12 protein-coding genes are annotated in these 17,596 nt (G+C 67.7%); all 12 read left to right on the forward strand.

The genetic code is table 11. The features are described 5' to 3' along the window. The first annotated feature begins 29 nt into the window (after positions 1-29). The 12 genes from ACIA76_RS26310 (at position 30) to ACIA76_RS26365 (ending at position 17,596) form a co-directional block, all read left to right on the forward strand. The gene (locus ACIA76_RS26310; RefSeq protein ID WP_397155127.1) at positions 30-1,001 is read left to right on the forward strand and encodes a TauD/TfdA family dioxygenase; all 972 of its coding nucleotides are present in this window, start codon (positions 30-32) and stop codon (positions 999-1,001) included. Further along, on the forward strand, positions 998-2,509 hold the full coding sequence (locus ACIA76_RS26315; RefSeq protein ID WP_397155129.1) for a condensation domain-containing protein: 1,512 nt from the start codon (positions 998-1,000) through the stop codon (positions 2,507-2,509). Before ACIA76_RS26310 ends, ACIA76_RS26315 begins: the two co-directional genes overlap by 4 nt. Then, the gene (locus ACIA76_RS26320) at positions 2,497-2,748 is read left to right on the forward strand and encodes a phosphopantetheine-binding protein (protein WP_397155131.1); all 252 of its coding nucleotides are present in this window, start codon (positions 2,497-2,499) and stop codon (positions 2,746-2,748) included. The genes ACIA76_RS26315 and ACIA76_RS26320 overlap by 13 nt, the downstream gene beginning before the upstream one ends. Next, the gene (locus tag ACIA76_RS26325) at positions 2,748-6,770 is read left to right on the forward strand and encodes a type I polyketide synthase (RefSeq protein ID WP_397155133.1); all 4,023 of its coding nucleotides are present in this window, start codon (positions 2,748-2,750) and stop codon (positions 6,768-6,770) included. Before ACIA76_RS26320 ends, ACIA76_RS26325 begins: the two co-directional genes overlap by 1 nt. Then, positions 6,767-7,993 carry an MFS transporter gene (locus ACIA76_RS26330; RefSeq protein ID WP_397155135.1) on the forward strand — a complete coding sequence of 409 codons (1,227 nt, stop codon included), beginning with the start codon at positions 6,767-6,769 and terminating at the stop codon, positions 7,991-7,993. Before ACIA76_RS26325 ends, ACIA76_RS26330 begins: the two co-directional genes overlap by 4 nt. 30 nt (positions 7,994-8,023) lie before the next feature. Beyond that, complete coding sequence (locus ACIA76_RS26335; RefSeq protein WP_397155136.1) at positions 8,024-9,739, forward strand: amino acid adenylation domain-containing protein; 1,716 nt, start codon at positions 8,024-8,026, stop codon at positions 9,737-9,739. Between the two features lie 26 nt (positions 9,740-9,765). Further along, positions 9,766-14,331, forward strand: a complete 4,566-nt coding sequence (locus tag ACIA76_RS26340; protein WP_397155137.1) for an amino acid adenylation domain-containing protein — start codon at positions 9,766-9,768, stop codon at positions 14,329-14,331. 85 nt (positions 14,332-14,416) lie between these two features. Continuing rightward, on the forward strand, positions 14,417-14,662 hold the full coding sequence (locus ACIA76_RS26345) for a hypothetical protein (RefSeq protein ID WP_397155139.1): 246 nt from the start codon (positions 14,417-14,419) through the stop codon (positions 14,660-14,662). After that, positions 14,637-15,098, forward strand: coding sequence for a M43 family zinc metalloprotease (locus ACIA76_RS26350; RefSeq protein ID WP_397155141.1), 462 nt, complete (start codon positions 14,637-14,639; stop codon positions 15,096-15,098). The genes ACIA76_RS26345 and ACIA76_RS26350 overlap by 26 nt, the downstream gene beginning before the upstream one ends. A gap of 55 nt (positions 15,099-15,153) precedes the next feature. Beyond that, complete coding sequence (locus tag ACIA76_RS26355; RefSeq protein WP_397155143.1) at positions 15,154-16,077, forward strand: NADP-dependent oxidoreductase; 924 nt, start codon at positions 15,154-15,156, stop codon at positions 16,075-16,077. 61 nt (positions 16,078-16,138) lie between these two features. Further along, complete coding sequence (locus ACIA76_RS26360) at positions 16,139-16,711, forward strand: Uma2 family endonuclease (RefSeq protein ID WP_397155144.1); 573 nt, start codon at positions 16,139-16,141, stop codon at positions 16,709-16,711. Positions 16,712-17,059: 348 nt separating this feature from the next. Then, entirely contained in the window at positions 17,060-17,596 is a 537-nt protein-coding gene (locus tag ACIA76_RS26365; protein ID WP_397155146.1) for a GNAT family N-acetyltransferase, read from the forward strand.

Raw genomic sequence — 17,596 nt, forward strand, 5'->3', positions numbered from 1 at the left:
CCGGCCCACCGGTGCCCAAGGAGGACTCCATGATCCCGACACCGCCGATGGACGTGATCGACCTCGATCCGGTCACCGGATATCTCGAGGACAACGGGTCGACCGCCGCGATGGTCTACCCGCTCGCCGACACCATCACCGATCCGCTGTCGTGGCTGCGGCAGCACCGCGATCGCATCGACACCGCGCTGCACGGGTACGGCGCGGTGCTGTTACGCGGCCTGGAACCCGATATGCGGCTGTTCGAGGAGGTGGTCGGGCTGATCGGGGGCGCAGCGCTGCGCTACAGCGATCGGTCCACGCCGCGGACCCAGATCGGCGCGAACATCTACACCTCCACGGAATATCCACCCGATCAACGTATTCCGATGCACAACGAGAACTCCTATGCCGACACTTGGCCGGCGCGGCTGTTCTTCCTGTGCGAGACACCGGCCGACGAGGGCGGTCACACGCCGATCGCGGACAGCCGCTCGGTATTCCGGCGCCTGCCGCAGGATCTGCTGGACCGATTCGCCGACGGTGTGCGCTACACCAGAACCTATCGCGACGACCTCGGCCTCGGCTGGCAGGAGGCCTTCCAGACCGATTCCCGCGCGGCAGTCGAAAGCTATTGCCGCGCACACGATCTGGATTACGACTGGAACGGGTCGCTGCTGCACACCAGCACCACGCGGGCCGCGTGGCGTGCCGAGCCCCACACCGGGGCCCCGGTGTGGTTCAACCAGGCCAACCTGTTTCACGTCTCCGCGCTGGAGGAGGAGATCCGCGAGGCACTGCTGGCCGCGTTTCCGGAACGGGAGCTGCCGCGCAATGCCTACCTCGGCGACGGCAGCCCGATTCCCGTGGCGGATCTGGCGCTGATCGAGCAGGCGTACGACGACTGTGCGCTGACCCTGCCGTGGCAGCGCGGCGATCTGCTCATCGTCGCCAATATGCTTGCCGCCCACGGCCGTACGGCCTACCGCGGTCAGCGCCGCATCTGGGTGGCGATGGCATGATCGACGATCTGGAGCGATCGATCGCCGATATCTGGTCGCAGCTGCTCGGCGAGGATCCGGGACCGCACGACCGATTCTTCGACAGCGGCGGCGATTCCCTGCTGGCCATCCGGCTGCTGAGCCGGGTCGAGGCGCGCACCGGCCACGGCATCGAGCTCACGGAATTCCTCCGGCAACCGACCGTATCCGGTCTGGCCGCCGCACTGCGCACACCGGCGACGGCGGACGCCGCGGCGATCGAACGCCGCGGCCTGGATTCGGCTCGAGTATCGTTCGGCCAGTACCGGCTGTGGTTCATGCAGCAGCTGGAACCCGGCAGTGCGACCTACAACGTGCTGTGGGCGGTGCGGATCACCGGCGCGCTGGACCTGACGAGGTTGCAGGCCGCGGTCGATGTGGTCGTGGCCCGGCACGAGGCGCTGCGCACCTGTTTCGCCGATCGCGCGGGCGAGCCCGAGCAGATCGTGCGGGCTGATGCGCGGGTGCGCCTCGAGGTCGATGATGTCGCGCCGGAAGTCATCTCCGAACACGTCGACCGGTTCGCCGCACGGCCCTTCGATCTGACACGGGCGCCGCTGCTGCGCGCGGCCGTCGCCCGCGTGAGCGCCACCGATCATCTGTTCGTGGTGAACGTGCACCACGCGGTGACCGATGGCCGCTCGATGGAGATCTTCGCGCGGGAGATATCGCTGTGCTACAACGCGTTCACCGCGGGCACGGAACCGGAGCTGCCGGAGCTGCCGGTGCAGTACGGCGATTACGCCGAGTGGCAGCGTGACGGCATGACCGCGGGCCGTTGGGACGATCAAATCGCCTTCTGGCGAACCGAATTGGCCGACTGGCCGCTGGTACTGGACCTGCCTGCCGACCGCCCGCGGTCACCGGTCCGCGGATCGGCCGGTGCCACACTGCATTTCACGATCCCGGACTCGGCGGGCATAAGGTCCGCGGCCCGTCGGCTCGGCGGCACCGTGCATATGTTCCTGATGACGGCCTTCCAGGCGGCGATGGCCCGGATCAGCGGTCAGGAGCGGTTTCTCGTCGGCACCGCGGTCGCCGGGCGGCCGGTCATCTCCGTCGAGGATGTGATCGGATTCTTCGCCAATACCTTGCCGATCAAGGCGGATTGCTCCGGCGCGCCGACGTTTTCGGAGTTGTTCGACCGCGTGCGCCACCATCTGCTGCGTGCGTACGCGAATCAGGATCTGCCGCTGGATCAGATCGTCCACGCGGTGCGGCCGCCCCGGGATACCGCGCGCACGCCGCTGTTCCAAACCGTTCTCACCTTCGTCCCCGACCCCACCACCCACCTGCGGCTCGGCGCCGCGGAGGCCGCGAATCACGTAGTGCTCCCGCGGGTGTCGCGGGTGGATTTCCTGATCGAAGTCACCGATACCACACACGCATTCGACGCGGTGCTCGAGTACAGCACCGAGCTGTTCGACCGCACCACGGCCGAGAAGTATCTCGCCACCTTTCTCGAGGAGCTCGACGCATGGACTCGGTAGCAGATAACGACACCCGGGCGCTGGTCGACCGCATCGCGCGCATCTGGTGCGAGGTGCTCGATATCCCGCAGGTCGGCATCGCCGACAACTTCTTCGATCTCGGCGGCACCTCGTTCCAACTCCTCTTGGTGAAGAACCGGCTGGACAGCGAATTGGCGACCGCCACCGAACTGGTCGGCTTCTTTCGTCATCCGACGGTGGCGGCGCTGGCCGAACATGTCTATGGAAAGGCACTCTGATGCGCGACGACGATATCGCGATCGTCGGCATGGCCGGCCGGTTTCCCGGCGCCGCCGATATCACCGAGTTCTGGCGGAATCTGGTGGACGAACGGGAGTCCCTCGTCGTTCCGGGCAACGGATCGGGCGCCTATGGCGTGCTGGCCGATATCGATATGTTCGATGCCGACTTCTTCGGAATTCCGCCCGCCGAGGCCGAACTGCTCGATCCTCAACATCGGCTGTTTCTCGAATGTGCCTGGCACGCACTGGAGAACGCGGGCTGCCCGCCCGAGCGATTCGGCGCCGAGACCGGCGTGTTCGCCTCGGCGAGTCCGAGCACCTATCTGCTGCATACGATGTTGTCGCGCTACCGCGATGCCGGGCCGACCGAACAACATCGGATGCTGCTGGCCACCGACAAGGACTATCTCGCGACCCGCGCGTCCTACAAACTGGATCTGCGCGGGCCCAGTCTCGGTGTGCAGAGCGCCTGTTCGTCCTCGCTGGTCGCCGTGCATCTGGCCTGCCAGAGCCTGAGGGCGGGAGACTGCGGGGTGGCCGTGGTCGGCGCGGCCGCGATCGATCTGCCGCAGGGCGCGGCCGGCGACCATGTCGAGGGCGCGATCCTGTCCGCCGACGGCCGCTGTCGTCCGTTCGACGCCGCCGCCTCCGGCACGGTCCGCGGGAACGGGGTGGCCGCGGTGGTGCTGCGCCGGGTGAGTGATGCTGTGCGCGACGGCAATCCGATCCGTGCGGTGATCCGGGGCTCGGCGGTCGTCAACGACGGACGGCACAAGATCGGATACGCCGCGCCCGGCTGGGACGGTCAGGTGCGTGCGGTGGCGAAGGCCCTCGGGCGGGCCGGGCTGGCGAGCACCGAGATCGGCTTCGTCGAGGCGCATGGAACCGGAACGCCGATCGGCGATCCCATCGAGGTTTCGGCGCTCGCCGAGGCATTCCGTCTGCGTCGGGACGGCGACGCCTTCGGCTCGACTCTGCTGGGGTCGGTCAAATCCAATATCGGGCACCTCGATGCCGCCGCCGGTGTCACCGGCCTGATCAAGGCGGTGCTGGCGATCGAGACCGGAACGGTTCCGGCCACCCTGCATTTCACCGAACCCAATCCCGAATTCGATTGGGATACCGCACCGTTCACCGTGAATCCGAAGACCGTCGAATGGTCCGCGGGCCGGGCCGAGCGCCGGGCCGGGGTCAGCAGTCTCGGCATCGGCGGCACCAACGCGCATGTGGTCCTCGCCGGATGGGACGAGGTGCCACGCCGTTCGGCGCCTCGGAGCTGCCATGTCCTGACCTTCTCCGCGCAGTCGCCCGCCGCCCTCGACGCGGGTGTCGGTGCTATGCAACGGCATCTGGAGGAGCATCGCGATCTGAATCCGGCCGATATCGCCTACACCACACAGCTCGGTCGCAGCGCGCTGCGTCACCGCGGCTTCGCCCTGGTCGACTCGTCGTCGAATCCCGTTGACGCCCTGGGAGATTCGATCACCGCCGACGGTCCCGTCGGGCTGACGCCGAAGATCACCTTCCTGTTTCCCGGACAGGGCATCCGGTACCAGGGGCTGGGGCAGGAGCTGTGGCCCGATTTCGAGATCTTCCGGACCGAACACCACTGGTGCCTGGATCTGCTGTCCGATGCCACCGGAATCGCGTTGCGCGAGCAGCTGTTCGGCGATGAGCCCGCCGATTTCGACAATACGGTGCTGTCGCAGTCGGCCTTGTTCGCCGCCGAATACGCGCTCGCGCGGACCTGGCAGCGGCTGGGCGTCGGCCCGGACGCCATGCTCGGCCACAGCCTCGGCGAGATCGTGGCCGCCACGGTCGCGGGGGTGCTGACGGCCGAGGATGCCGCTCGCCTGGTCGCCACGCGGGCCGAACTGATGCATCGCATGCCGGTCGGGGCGATGCTCGCGGTCGGCATGCCCGAGGCGGATGCGGCGCGCTTCCTCGAGCGGGGAGCCGATCTCGCGGCGGTGAATTCGGCCGAATCCTGTGTGCTGTCCGGACCGGTCGAGGCGATCGCCGCCATCGAGAACGAGCTCACGAGCGCGGGTTCGGCCTGCCGCAGGCTCGGTGTCGCCCGCGCCTTCCACAGCCGGATGACCGAGGACTGCCTGGATGAACTGCGCGCGACGCTGTCCGGTATCGAATTGCTGCCGCCCACTATTCCGTTCGTCTCGACTGTGACCGGCGACTGGATCACCGAGGAGCAGGCGATGAGCCCCGACTACTGGGTGGCGCAGACCCGGCGAACGGTCCGGTTCGCCGACGGGCTGGCCACGGTGTTCGAGTCGGCTCCGGATGTGGTGGTCGAACTCGGCCCCGGCCGGGTGCTGAGCAAACTCGCCCGGCGGCATCCGAATCGGCCCTCGGCGCTGCCGGTGGTCGCCGCGCTGCCGGCCACCTCGGAGGAGGAGCCCGAGGCCGTCTGTCTCTCGCGCGCCCTGGCGCGGGTGTGGAGCCTCGGCGGTGACGTCGACTGGGCGGCGCTGTGGGACGGCGACGCGCACGTGGTCGAGCTGCCCGGATATCCCTTCCAGCGCAGCCGGTATTGGCCCAGCGAGGAACTCGCCGGCATCGGCGCGGCGCCGGTGAGTGTGCCGGTCGAGGCACCGCGGCCTGCCGCGCCGAACGGGCATCGCCCCAACGAGCTGCGGGCCCAGGTGCGGGCGGCCTACAGCAAGGCCCTCGGCACGGAACTGGGCGATACGACCAACTTCTTCGATGTCGGCGATTCCTTGGTCGCGGTGCAGATCGTGCTGGATCTGCGCACCGCGACGGGTAGGGAGCTGTCGCTGCGGGAGTTCGTGAATCATCCGACCGTCGAGGATTTGGTGACGCTATTGTCCACGCGCACAACGGAATCCACGTCCAACGGGCATTCGGCCCCGGCCGTGACCGCGGTCTCCGAGACGGTGGCGCCCGCGGCCGCGCGCCCGGTGGCTCTCGCCCCGCGGGATTCGTCGGATCCTCGGTTCAGCGTCTTCTTCTTCTCGGCCTCCTCGATCGAGGGCGACCGATACGGCCTGATCCAGGCGTGCGCGCGCCGCGCCGACGAACTCGGTTATACGGCCATCTGGACCCCGGAACGCCACTTCCACCAGTTCGGGGATCTGTTCCCGAATTCCGCCGTCCTGGCCGCCGGATTGGCGACCATCACCGAACGGATCCACCTGCGCGCGGGCAGTGTCGTCGCGCCGCTGCATCATCCGGCGCGGGTGGCCGAGGAGTGGGCGATCGTCGACAACCTGTCGGGCGGCCGGGTGGGCCTGGGCTTCGCGCCCGGGTTCCTGCCGCTGGATTTCGTCTTCGGTCAGGCGAGTTATCAACGCAAACAACAGGTCACGATCGAACGGGTCGAACAGATCCGGACGCTGTGGCGCGGCGGTGAGATCGAGGATGTGAACGGTCTGGGGGAGCGGGTGAAGCTGCGGACCTTCCCGCGTCCGGTGCAACCGGAGTTGCCGGTCTGGCTGACCGTCTCCACCAATCCCGAAACCTTCGCCACCGCGGGACGTTCCGGTTTCAACGTGCTGACCGCGTTGATCAACCTGGATCCGGCCGAACTCGAATCGCGGATCGCGGCCTACCGCCGAGGCCGCGCCGAGGCCGGCCTGGATCCGGTCGCCGGGACGGTCACGGTCATGGTGCACGCGTTCCTCGGCGAGGGCGACGACGATGCCGTGCGCGCGGTGGTCGAGGGGCCGTTCCGCGAATACCTCTGGGCCAATTCGGAAATCCTCAAATCGGCGGCCAAGGCCGTGCTCAACGACCTCGATCTCGACAAGCTCACCCCCGATGATCGAGAGACGTTGAAGGACTTCGCCTTCCGCCGCTACTGGGGGTCGAGCGCGCTGCTCGGCGGCGCGGCGACCTTCGCGGCGCGGGCCCGGTTCCTCGGCGAGATGGGTGTGGACGAGATCGCCTGCCTGATCGACTTCGGTCTCGACGAGGCGACCGTGCTCGGCGGCCTGGACCGCATCGCCGAGACGATGGCATTGCGGAGCAGGACGCGCGCGTGACCCAGCTCGCACCCGTGCGACCGTGGCCGCCGAGGGTGTGGATCTTCCTCGGCGGCCAGTCGGTCTCGCTGCTGGGCGATGCGCTGTCGATGCTCGCGATACCGCTGCTGACGCTCGAATTGAGCCGCAGCCCAGTGGTTTCGGCGCTGTCGGCGGCCTCGGTCACCATCGGTTACGTCTGTGTGGGCCTGCCCGCCGGAGTGATCGTCGACCGGGTCGACCCCTGGCGGACGATGGTCGCGATGGATGCGGTGCGCACCGCGGTGTTCGCGGCGCTGTTCGTATTGTCGGCCTGCGGCGCGCTGTCGGTGTGGTTGCTGATCGCGCTGGCGTTGGTGGCGGGTTCGGCGCAGGTGTTCTTCGCGACCGCGCTGATGGTGGCGATTCGCGATATGTTCGCCGACGCCCAACTCATGCGGGCCAATTCCATGATCGAGGCCGCGACCCAGCTGACCCTGGTGCTCGGCCCGGTCACGGTCGGCGCGCTGGCGGCCACCGTGGGCCTGCGCGGGGCGCTGCTGGCCGATGCGGTCACCTTCGTGATCTCGCTGGTGACACTCGGTCCGGCGCGGCGGCGGATCCGCGGTCGGGAGCGGCCGCAGTCCCCGGCGCGGTTGTCGGGGATGGTCGGCGAGTTCCGCGAGGGACTGCGGTATCTGCTGTCGGTCCGGGTTCTCGTGGTGCTGACCGCCATGCAGATGGCGGTGAATTTCGCACTGGCAGTGGAGCGATTGCTGTTCTTCTATGCCAAGGACACCCTCGGACTGAGCACCTTCGCGGTCGCGGTGGTGATGGCGGGCGGCGGGGCCGGCGGCGTGCTCGGTGCGCTGTCGGCGCCGTGGGTGGCCCGGCGCTTCGGGCATGTGCGGGTGGTGGTGTGGGGTCTGGTCCTGGCGGGTATCGCCATCGCCTCGATGTGCGTGACCAATTCGTTCGCGACGCTGCTGATCGCCAATGCGGCCTATCTGTGGGCGGTGATCCTGGCGAGTCTGGTGAACCGCACCGAGCGGCAGCGGATCGTGCGGCGCGACATGCTCGGACGGGTGACCGGCACCGCGAAGTTCCTGTTCCTGGCGGTGGAGCCGCTCGGCGTGCTGGTGGTGGGTGGTGCGACGGCGGCGCTCGGCAACGATCCGCGGCCGGTATTCCTGGGCGCCGGCCTGCTGGCCGCGGGTGCGGCGGTGACGGCGTGGTTCGTCGGTCTGCGCGCGGTGCGCAGCTAGTGGATTCGACTTTTCGACAGTGAGGTTCTCATGTCTGCACAAGTAACGTCCGAAGGGCTGATCCCCGGCCGCTTCGCCTACTGGGCCGAGCGGCAGCCTGCCGCGGTCGCACTGGAATTCGGTGACGATCGGGTGACCTACGGCGAGCTGGCCGCCGAGGCGTCTCGGATCGCCGCGGTGCTGCGCGAGCTGGGCATCGGGCCCAATGATCCGGTGGGCGTGTATCTGCCCCGCAGCGACCGGTTCGTGATCGCCGTGCTCGGGGTGCTCATGGCCGACGGCGTCTGCGTTCCCCTGGATCCCACCCAGCCCGGACGATGGATCGCCGACCAACTGCGGATCGCCGATGTGCGGGTCGTGCTGACCTCCGCCGCGCTCCGTCACGAATTGCCCGGCGGGACAGCCGTTGTCGTGGTGGACGACGGATCGGTGCGCGCCGAGGGTGGCCCGGTCGCGCCGCGCGGCGACATCGACGATCTCGCCTACGTCCTGTTCACCTCGGGGTCGACGGGACGGCCCAAGGCCGTCGCGGTACCGCATCGAGGAGTGCTCAATCTGGTCCTCGACGCCGACTGGATGACGCTGGGACCGCAGGAGTGTCTGCTGTTCAACTCGCCGACCACCTTCGATGTCTCCGTCTTCGAGGTCTGGGGCGCGCTGCTCAACGGGGGCCGCCTGGTGATTGCCCCGCACGGTCCGGTCACGGCCGGAACCCTGGGGCGCCTGATCCGCGAAAAGGGTGTGACGGCAGCGTTTTTCACCACGGCGCTGTTCCAGCTGATTCTCGAGGAGCAACCCGGGGCGCTGCGCCCGCTGCGTCAACTGCTCACCGGTGGGGAGGCCGTCTATCCGGCGTCGATCGAACGGGCCGGGCAAGAGCTGCCCGACAGCACGCTGATCATCTGCTACGGTCCGACCGAGGCGACCGTCTTCGCCACCATCCACACCCAGCACGCCACCGATCCGGTGCCGAGCGTGCCGATGATCGGCCGGGCCGTCGGCGGGGTCCGCGCCCATGTTCTCGACGAACGCCTGAAGCCGGTGGCGTCGGGTGAGTCGGGCGAATTGTGTTTGGGCGGCGCCGGTTTGGGGTGCGGTTACCTCGGCGCTCCCGATCTGACCGCCGAGCGGTTCGTGCCCGATCCCTTCGGGGCGCCCGGAGATCGCCTGTACCGCACCGGCGATCGAGTGCGCGAGGTCGAACCGGGTGTCCTCGAATTCATCGGGCGGATCGATGCCCAGCTGAAGGTGCGCGGTCACCGCATCGAACCGTCCGAGGTCGAACAGTCGCTGCTGGCGCATCCGCTGGTCATCACGGCCTTCGTGGCGGTGAAACAGAATCCGGAGCGCGGCAAGTATCTGGCGGCCTACGTGACCTGCGGTGCGTCGCAACCTGTCACCGCGGCCGAATTGCGTGCGCATATGGCCGCATTCGTACCCGATCATCTGCGGCCCGATGTGTATGTGATCGACCCGACCGTGGCGTTGACCGCGCATGGCAAGATCGACCGCCGTCCCCTCGACGGCGACCGTGTGCCCTCCGACGTGGATCGCGACGAACGTCCGTTCGTCGTCGTCGTCAATGCGCGCGGGCAATACGCGCTCTGGCCCGCGGAGCGTGAGATACCGACGGGCTGGACATCGCAGGGCCGGGCCGGTTCCGCAGAGGAATGCAAGGCACGGGTCCGCGCGGTCTGGGGTGATATCCGGCCCGTCGGCGCACCGCTGAATGCGTCCGGCGCATAGCGGATTCCGGCGAAGGGCGAGAGACGATGAACGCAGTGCAGGGGACGAACCCCGACGATCGAGTGACGCTGGCGAGTTTGTTCGAGACGCAGGTCGCGCGGACGCCGGAGGCGGTCGCGCTGGTCCACGCCGAGACCACGCTGACCTATCGCGAACTCAACGGCCGGGCGAATGCGCTTGCCCACCAACTGATCCGGCGGGGAGTGGGTCCCGAGGACATCGTGGCGGTCGCGGTGCCGCGGTCGCCGGAGTTGCTGGTGGCGCTGTTGGCGGTGTTGAAGGCCGGGGGTTCCTATCTGCCCATCGACCCGTCCTATCCCGCGGACCGGCTGGCCTTCATGCTCGCCGATGCCGCGCCGATGGTCGTGCTGGCCGACCGCGCCACCGCGGCCACGCTTCCCGAGACGGTGTCACCGCTGCTGATGCCGGAAACACCCAGCGGTGCACCGAATCCGGTCGATGCTGATCGGCGCGCGGTGCTGCGTGCCGACCATCCGGCCTATCTCATCTACACCTCGGGCTCGACCGGACGGCCCAAAGGCGTTGCCGTCAGCCATCGGGCGATCGTGAACCGATTGACGTGGGGTCAGTCGATCTACGGCATCGATGCCACCGACGCGGTGTTGCAGAAGACCTCGGCGGCCTTCGACGTCTCGGTGTGGGAGTTGTTCTGGCCCTTGCAGACCGGCGCACGGCTCGTCCTCGCCGATCCCGAGGGGCAGGGCGATCCGGCGTATCTGTGCGACCTCATCGCCGCGCAGTCGGTAACGGTCGCGCATTTCGTGCCCTCGATGCTGGCCGCCTTCCTCGATCAGATCGAGGGTGAGCGGCTGTCATCGCTGCGGCATGTGTTCACCTCCGGAGAGGGGTTGCCGATCGACACTGCCCGGCGGCTGCGATCGCGGACCGCCGCCAGACTCCACAATCTGTACGGGCCGACCGAGACGGTCGTGGAGGTTACCTTCCACGAGGTCGGTGCGGAGTTGCCGGGGCAGGGTCTGGTGCCGATCGGGTTGCCGGTGGCCAATTCTCGGGTGTTCGTGCTGGATGGGCGATTCCGTACGGTGCCGGTCGGGGTGGTCGGTGAGTTGTATGTCGCCGGGGTGCAGCTGGCGCGCGGATATCGGGGCCGGTGGGGATTGACCGCGGCGCGATTCGTCGCCGACCCGTTCGATACCGGCGGCCGGTTGTATCGGACCGGGGATATGGTGCGGTGGACCTCCGCGGGTGTGCTCGAGTTCGTGGGTCGCTCCGATGATCAGGTGAAGATTCGCGGATTCCGGGTCGAGCCGGGTGAAATCGAATCGGTGCTGCGATCGCATCCCTCGGTGACGCGGGCGGCGGTGATCGCCCGCGAGTCGGCGCCCGAGGGCGGCAGGCAGCTGATCGGATATGTGACCGGTCGCCGGGACGCCGATGCGGTGGACGTGGAGGCGGTGCGGCGGTTCGCCGGTGCGCGATTGCCCGAGTACATGGTGCCCGCGGCGATCGTGGTGCTCGACGCACTTCCGTTGTCGCTCAACGGGAAACTGGATCGACGGGCACTGCCCGAGCCCCGATTCGCGCCCACGGCGGATTACCGGGCGCCGCGCACCGAACGGGAGCAGCTGTTCGCGGACCTGTTCGCGGAGGTACTACGTCTGGCGCGGGTGGGTGTCGACGACGGTTTCTTCGCCCTGGGCGGGGACAGCATTTCGGCCATTCAGGTGGTGAGCCGGGCCCGGCGGTCGGGTGTACTGATCAGACCGCAGGATGTGCTGACCCATCAGACCCCGCAGGCGCTGGCCGCGAGCGCCCGGGACCTCGTCGCTGCCGATCGGTCGAGGGATATCGGCGATATCGGTGTCGGCCCGGTGACCGCCACGCCGATCGTCGAATGGCTGGCCGAACGCGGCGATATCGCCGAGGGCTTCTGCCAGGCGATGGTGATATCGACTCCGCCGGCTCTGCGGGCGGCGGAGTCGATTCGCCTGGTGGAGGCGCTGATCGATCATCACGACATGCTGCGATTGCGGGTCGTTGCTGAGGACCCCGGATCACTGGAGGTGGGGGCGGTCGGATCGGTCAGTGCCGCAACCTGTCTCGATCGGCTGGACTGCTCGGGCACATCCCGCGAGGAGATCGAGAAGCTGGTCGCCGATGCGTACGCCTCGGCCGGGCATTTGCTCGGGCCGCCAGGGGATTCGGTGCTGCGGGCGGTGTGGTTCGATGCCGGGCCGGATCGTGCGGGGGCGTTGCTGCTGGCTATCCACCACCTCGCGGTTGATGGTGTCTCATGGCGCATTCTGTTGTCGGACTTGGCGATCGGGTGGGAGGCGATCCGTGGCGGTGATCGCATCGGGCTGCCGGTGACGGGGACGTCGTTTCGCCGATGGTCGACAATCCTTGCCGAGGAGGCGATGTCGCCGTCGCGCGAGGCGGAGTTGCCGGTGTGGAAGAGCATTCGGGCCGAGACCGAATCGGTGGTCGGTGCACTCGATCCGAGCCGGGATACCTATGGCAGTGCCGGTCATCTGACGCTCACATTGCCGGTGGCGCAGACCGGTCCGCTACTGAGCTCGGTGCCGGCCGCCTTCCACGCCGGTGTACAGGACATCCTGCTGGCCTCGTTCGCGGTGGCGATGACGGAGTGGGCCGCTCGGCGTGGTCGCGGGCGCGTGCCGGTCGTCGTCGATGTCGAGGGGCACGGCCGCGACGAGGCGCTGGCCGACGGAATCGACCTGTCCCGCACAGTGGGCTGGTTCACCAGCGTGTACCCGGTCCGCCTCGATGCGGGGCGGATCGACTGGACCGATGTGCTCATCGGTGATGCGGCGCTGGCCGAGCGTGTGAAACGCGTCAAGGAACAGCTGCGCGCGATTCCCGGTAGCGGCCTCGGATTCGGGTTGTTGCGGTATCTCAACCGCACGACCCGCGCGGAACTGGCGGGGGATCCGAACCCGGAGGTCGGGTTCAACTATCTCGGGCGGATCTCCTCGGCCCACGACGACGCACCGTGGCGTCCCAGCGAGGGGTACGGAGCCCTGCTCGACAGTGCCACGCCCACCATGGCTTTGGCGCATGCGCTGGAGTTGAATGCGGTAACCCGCGACGATGTCGACGGGCCGCGGCTGGCGGCGACCTGGACCTGGGCCGAGGCGTTGCTGACCGAGGACGAGGTCGGCGAGCTGGGGCGGATGTGGTTCGCGGCATTGGGCGCGATGGTCGCGTGCGCCGAGCGGACCGGAGGCGGCCGCACACCGTCGGATCTGCCACTGGTATCGCTGACCCAGCAGCAGATCGATCGTCTCGAGACCGAGTATCCGGGTCTGGAAGACGTGCTGCCGATCACTCCGGTGCAGGAGGGGATGCTGGTCCACGCCCGCTACGCCGGACGGGCGCAGGATCCGTATGTGGTGCGGATCCGGCTGGAGCTCGAGGGTTCGGTCGACATCGCACGGTTGCGCGCCTCGTTCACGGCGATGATCGACCGGCACCCCGCGCTGCGAGTCAGATTCGTGCAGAGTCGTCTCGAGCAACCGGTACAGGTCGTCGCCGGTCACCCCGGGCTGCCCTGGTCGCAGCTCGAGACGGCCAGTGACGAGGAGTGGGCGCGGGCACTGTCGGCGGACCGGGCGCGCGGATTCGATCTCACCGCGGAGCCTTTGGTGCGCGCACTCCTGATGTGCCTGTCCCCGAACAGAATTCGACTGTCGCTGACCATGCACCATATCGTCTGCGACGGCTGGTCGATCCCGGTGCTGCTGCGCGAGCTGTTCGACATCTACCTCGCGGGCGGCAAGGCGGACCGGCTGCCGCCGGTGGCCCCGTATCGCAGCTTCTTCGAGTGGTACGGCGGGCGGGATCATGTTGCGGCAGAAGCGGTCTGGCGTGAAGCCCTGTCAGGAGTGGCCGGGCCCACGCTCCTCGCGGAGGCGGTGGGTGGTGCGGGGGCTGATACCGGGCGCGTCGTCGTCGAATCCGAAGTGCCCGCGGATCTGACGTCGGCGTTGCACCGGATGACCCGTGCGCACGGGACGACGCTCGGCATCGTGCTGCAGGTCGCGTGGGGGATTCTGCTCGCCCGCACGACCGGGCGCGAGGATGTGGTGTTCGGGTCACCGGTGTCGGGCCGACCGGCGGAACTGCCGGGCGTGGAGACCATGGTCGGCCTGTTCATCAACACCGTGCCCGTTCGCCTGCGCCCGGATCCCGCGATGCCGGTATCGGAGCTGATGGACCGAGCGCGCCACGACCAGATCCGCCTGATCGATCATCAGCACATCGGATTGAGTGAGATCCACCGCTGGACACGGCATTCCGAACTTTTCGACACCCTGTTCGCCGTGGAGAACTACCCGCAGGATCCGCGCGAGGTCGACTACCCCGCCGAGGATTTCTCGGTAACCGGCGTCCATGTGGACGATACGACGCACTATCCCTTCGAATTGAACGTTCTGCCCGGCCCGGCTCTGCGGCTGCGGGCGGGCTTCCGGACGGATGTATTCGATCGGGAGACCGTCGACTCGCTGATTCAGCGGTGGCGGCGAGTGCTGGCGGCGGTGGTGGCCGATCCGGATGTGCGGGTGGGTGATATCGAGACGGCGCGGTGAAATCCTCGGCCGCCGCGACCTATCCGGGCCGCCTGCAGATACGAATCAGATGTGGTTCCGGTCGGTTCGCCAGGGAGGTATCTGCGTGCGGCTCGAGGCAACTCCTGTTCTGCTCGGTGTGGCCCTCATCGGCGGGTTCGTGACCGCCTTGAGCGTCGGCACGCCGCTGACGCCTCCCGCGCCGGCCGCCTGCGCGCCGCCGCAGACCACCGATGCCAGGATAGTGGTGGACGACGACGCGCCGCCGGAAACGCAGGTCATCGTCGAGGTCGAGTCCGAGCGGAACGACTTGGCGGAGGCCGGAGATGAAGACCGCACTGCACAAGGGTGATGCGAAGGCACTCAACCTGTATCTCAACAATCTCGGCGGCGGTCTGCTGAGGATCGCGACCTTCCCTCACGACCTTCGGGACAACCCGCAACTGGACGGGGTCGTGGTCAACGACGTCGCCCTCCCCGCCGGATCGTTGAACGGATACAACACCGGCAAGATCGCGACCCACGAGGTGGGGCACTGGCTCGGGCTCTACCACCCCTTCCAAGGCCGATGTCAGGATCCCGCCGACACGGTGGCCGACACCCCGCCCGAGAACGGCCCCGCCCTCAAGTGCGTCGAGGGCGTCAAGAGCTGCAAGTCCTCGACCGGCGACCCCATGCACAATCACATGAACTACACCCCCGACGCCTGCCGCAACGAGTTCACCCAGGGCCAGGCCCAACGCGCCGAGGACGAATGGGCGGACTACCGCCAGCCACGCCGCACCTGATGCCCGAAAGACATTGAGGGGCAAACGTTTCACCGAGTCGAGATCGGAGCGAGTGATGAAGGCGGTCCGCTTCCAGCGGTTCGGGGGTCCGGAGGTCCTGGAGATCGTGGATCTGCCCGACCCGCATCCGGGCCCCGGCCGGATTCGGATCGCGGTGCGCGCGGCCGGGGTCAACCCCAGCGACTGGAAGAAGCGTACGGGCCTGATGGACAAGGAGCTCCCGCAGACCCTGGGCTATGAGGCGGCGGGCATCGTCGACGAGCTCGGCGCGGGTGTCACGGATGTGGCCGTCGGCGATCGCGTCTTCGGCTTCTCCGTCGAGGGACCGGCCCAGGCCGAGCTGGCGGTGCTGTCCTACTACGCGCCGATCCCGCCGTCGCTCGACTTCGCCCACGCCGCAGCACTTCCGGCCGCCGTCGAGACGGCCACCCGCGCGCTCGACCAACTCGGTGTCAGGAACGGCAGCACGCTGCTCGTCAACGGCGCTTCTGGAAGTGTCGGCGCCGCCGCGGTTCAGCTCGCCGTGCTGCGCGGCGCGCGGGTCATCGGCACCGCGAGTCGGGCGAACCACGAGTACCTGCGCACGCTCGGGGCCGAGCCCGTCGCCTACGGTGAAGGCTTCGCCGGGCGGGTGCGCGCACTCGCACCCGACGGCGTCGATGTCGCGCTCGATATCGCCGGGAGCGGGGTGCTGCCCGACCTCATCGACTTGGCCGGCGGCGTCGGGCATGTCATCACGATCGCCGACTTCGACGGAGCCCGGGAGTACGGGGTGAGATTCAGCAGCGGCGATTCCGGCCGCGCACTCCACGCGCTCGGCGAGATCGGAAAACTGATCGAGTCCGGGCACTTCACACTCCCGGTCGCGCAAACCTTCCCGCTGGCCGAGGTCGCCGAGGCGCACCGCGTGAGCGAGACGGGGCACGTGCGCGGGAAACTCGTCTTGCTGATGACCGGGTCGACGGCCTCCTCGCCTTGACCCCGTACTTCCAGCAGCGCACCGGGTTCGTGGTCCGGTCCGGACTGCAATGATGGCGACTATGCGTGTGACGGCCGAGGAGTTCGCCGAAGGGGTGACTGCCGGACTCGGTGACATCGAGATCGTCGACGGGCGCGTGGTCCGGCTGATGGCCCAGAGCCCCGTGCACAGCCGGGTGGTCAGGAGGCTGGCTGGGATGCTGGAGGCGGCCCGCCGTGACGGTGGCCCGTGCATGGTCGTGGATTCCGATGTGGCCGCACGATTCGCTGATGCGGAATCCACCGTGGCGGATCGGAAGTTGAACATCCGGTACCCCGACATCTGGATTCGGGACTGCGAACCCTACGACGTCAACACCGTCCGTGAGCACATTCTGCTGGTGGTCGAGGTTACTTCTGAATCAACCATCGATGTCGATATCAGCGATAAGCGAATTCAGTACGCTACCGCAGGTATTCCGCGATACCTGATCGTCCGGCTGGATCAGAAGGAAGAACGCATCGAGGAGATCGAAGAGTACCGCCTCGATTGGTCCGGTCGCCGCTACCTCGCCCATACGGTTCACCGACGCGTGCTGCTACTCGATGACCCGGTCGAGGCGACCATTCCATTCGATGTGCTGGAACAGCCGTAACGGTCAGTGGTCGACAACGACTGGCCCGCGGATACCATTCCGACGGTGAGTGAGGCAGCTCACTCATCGCCGCTCTATTAGTTCACTTGAAGTAACTGATTCCCCGCCGGAACTCTAGGTGCGTACCAGCTACGCCGCCGAGAGAGATGCGACTGCAGCTGACCGCGTAACACCGGTGCGAACAGCACCGCGCGCTCCTCTTCGTTCCGGCCCGGATCTGCAGCCGATGCCGGTGACGGTCAACACCTTTCGATGCATATGACCGCCACCGGAATCAGGCGCTGCGCTACCGGATCGACTGCCCGCTCGTATGCGTTATCGTCGATCTTGGAGTCGAAGGAGGCATCGATGGCGTCCATCGAGATGCTCCCCGTGGAGGCGGCAGGAAATGTCGTGCTGATGGCGGAGCTGACCGAACTGATCAACCGTGTATACACGGTGGCGGAAGCAGGTATCTGGCGCGACGGCTACAGTCGCACAACAACATCCGAGCTGGCATCGCTGATCACGAGCGGCGAGATCGCTGTCACTCGCGACGTGGGCGACCGGATCGCAGGGGCTGTGCGAGTACAGCAATTCGGCGACGGCGTAGGCGAATTCGGCATGCTGGTGTGCGCGCCCGAACAACGGGGCACCGGACTCGGCCGAGCACTGGTGGATTTCGCCGAACGACGATGCGCCGAGCAGGGTGCCGACACCGTTCAGCTGGAACTTCTGGTGCCGCGTGGTTGGACCCACCCGGTCAAGGAGTTCCTGCGCAACTGGTACCTCCGCCTCGACTACGTCCTCGTGGGCAAGGGTGAGCTCGAGGAGGACTATCCGCATCTGGTTCCGCTACTGGCCACTCCCTGCGATTTCCTCATCTTCCACAAACAGATCCGTTGA

The organism is Nocardia sp. NPDC051570 (assembly GCF_044454005.1).
GTDB lineage: Bacteria > Actinomycetota > Actinomycetes > Mycobacteriales > Mycobacteriaceae > Nocardia.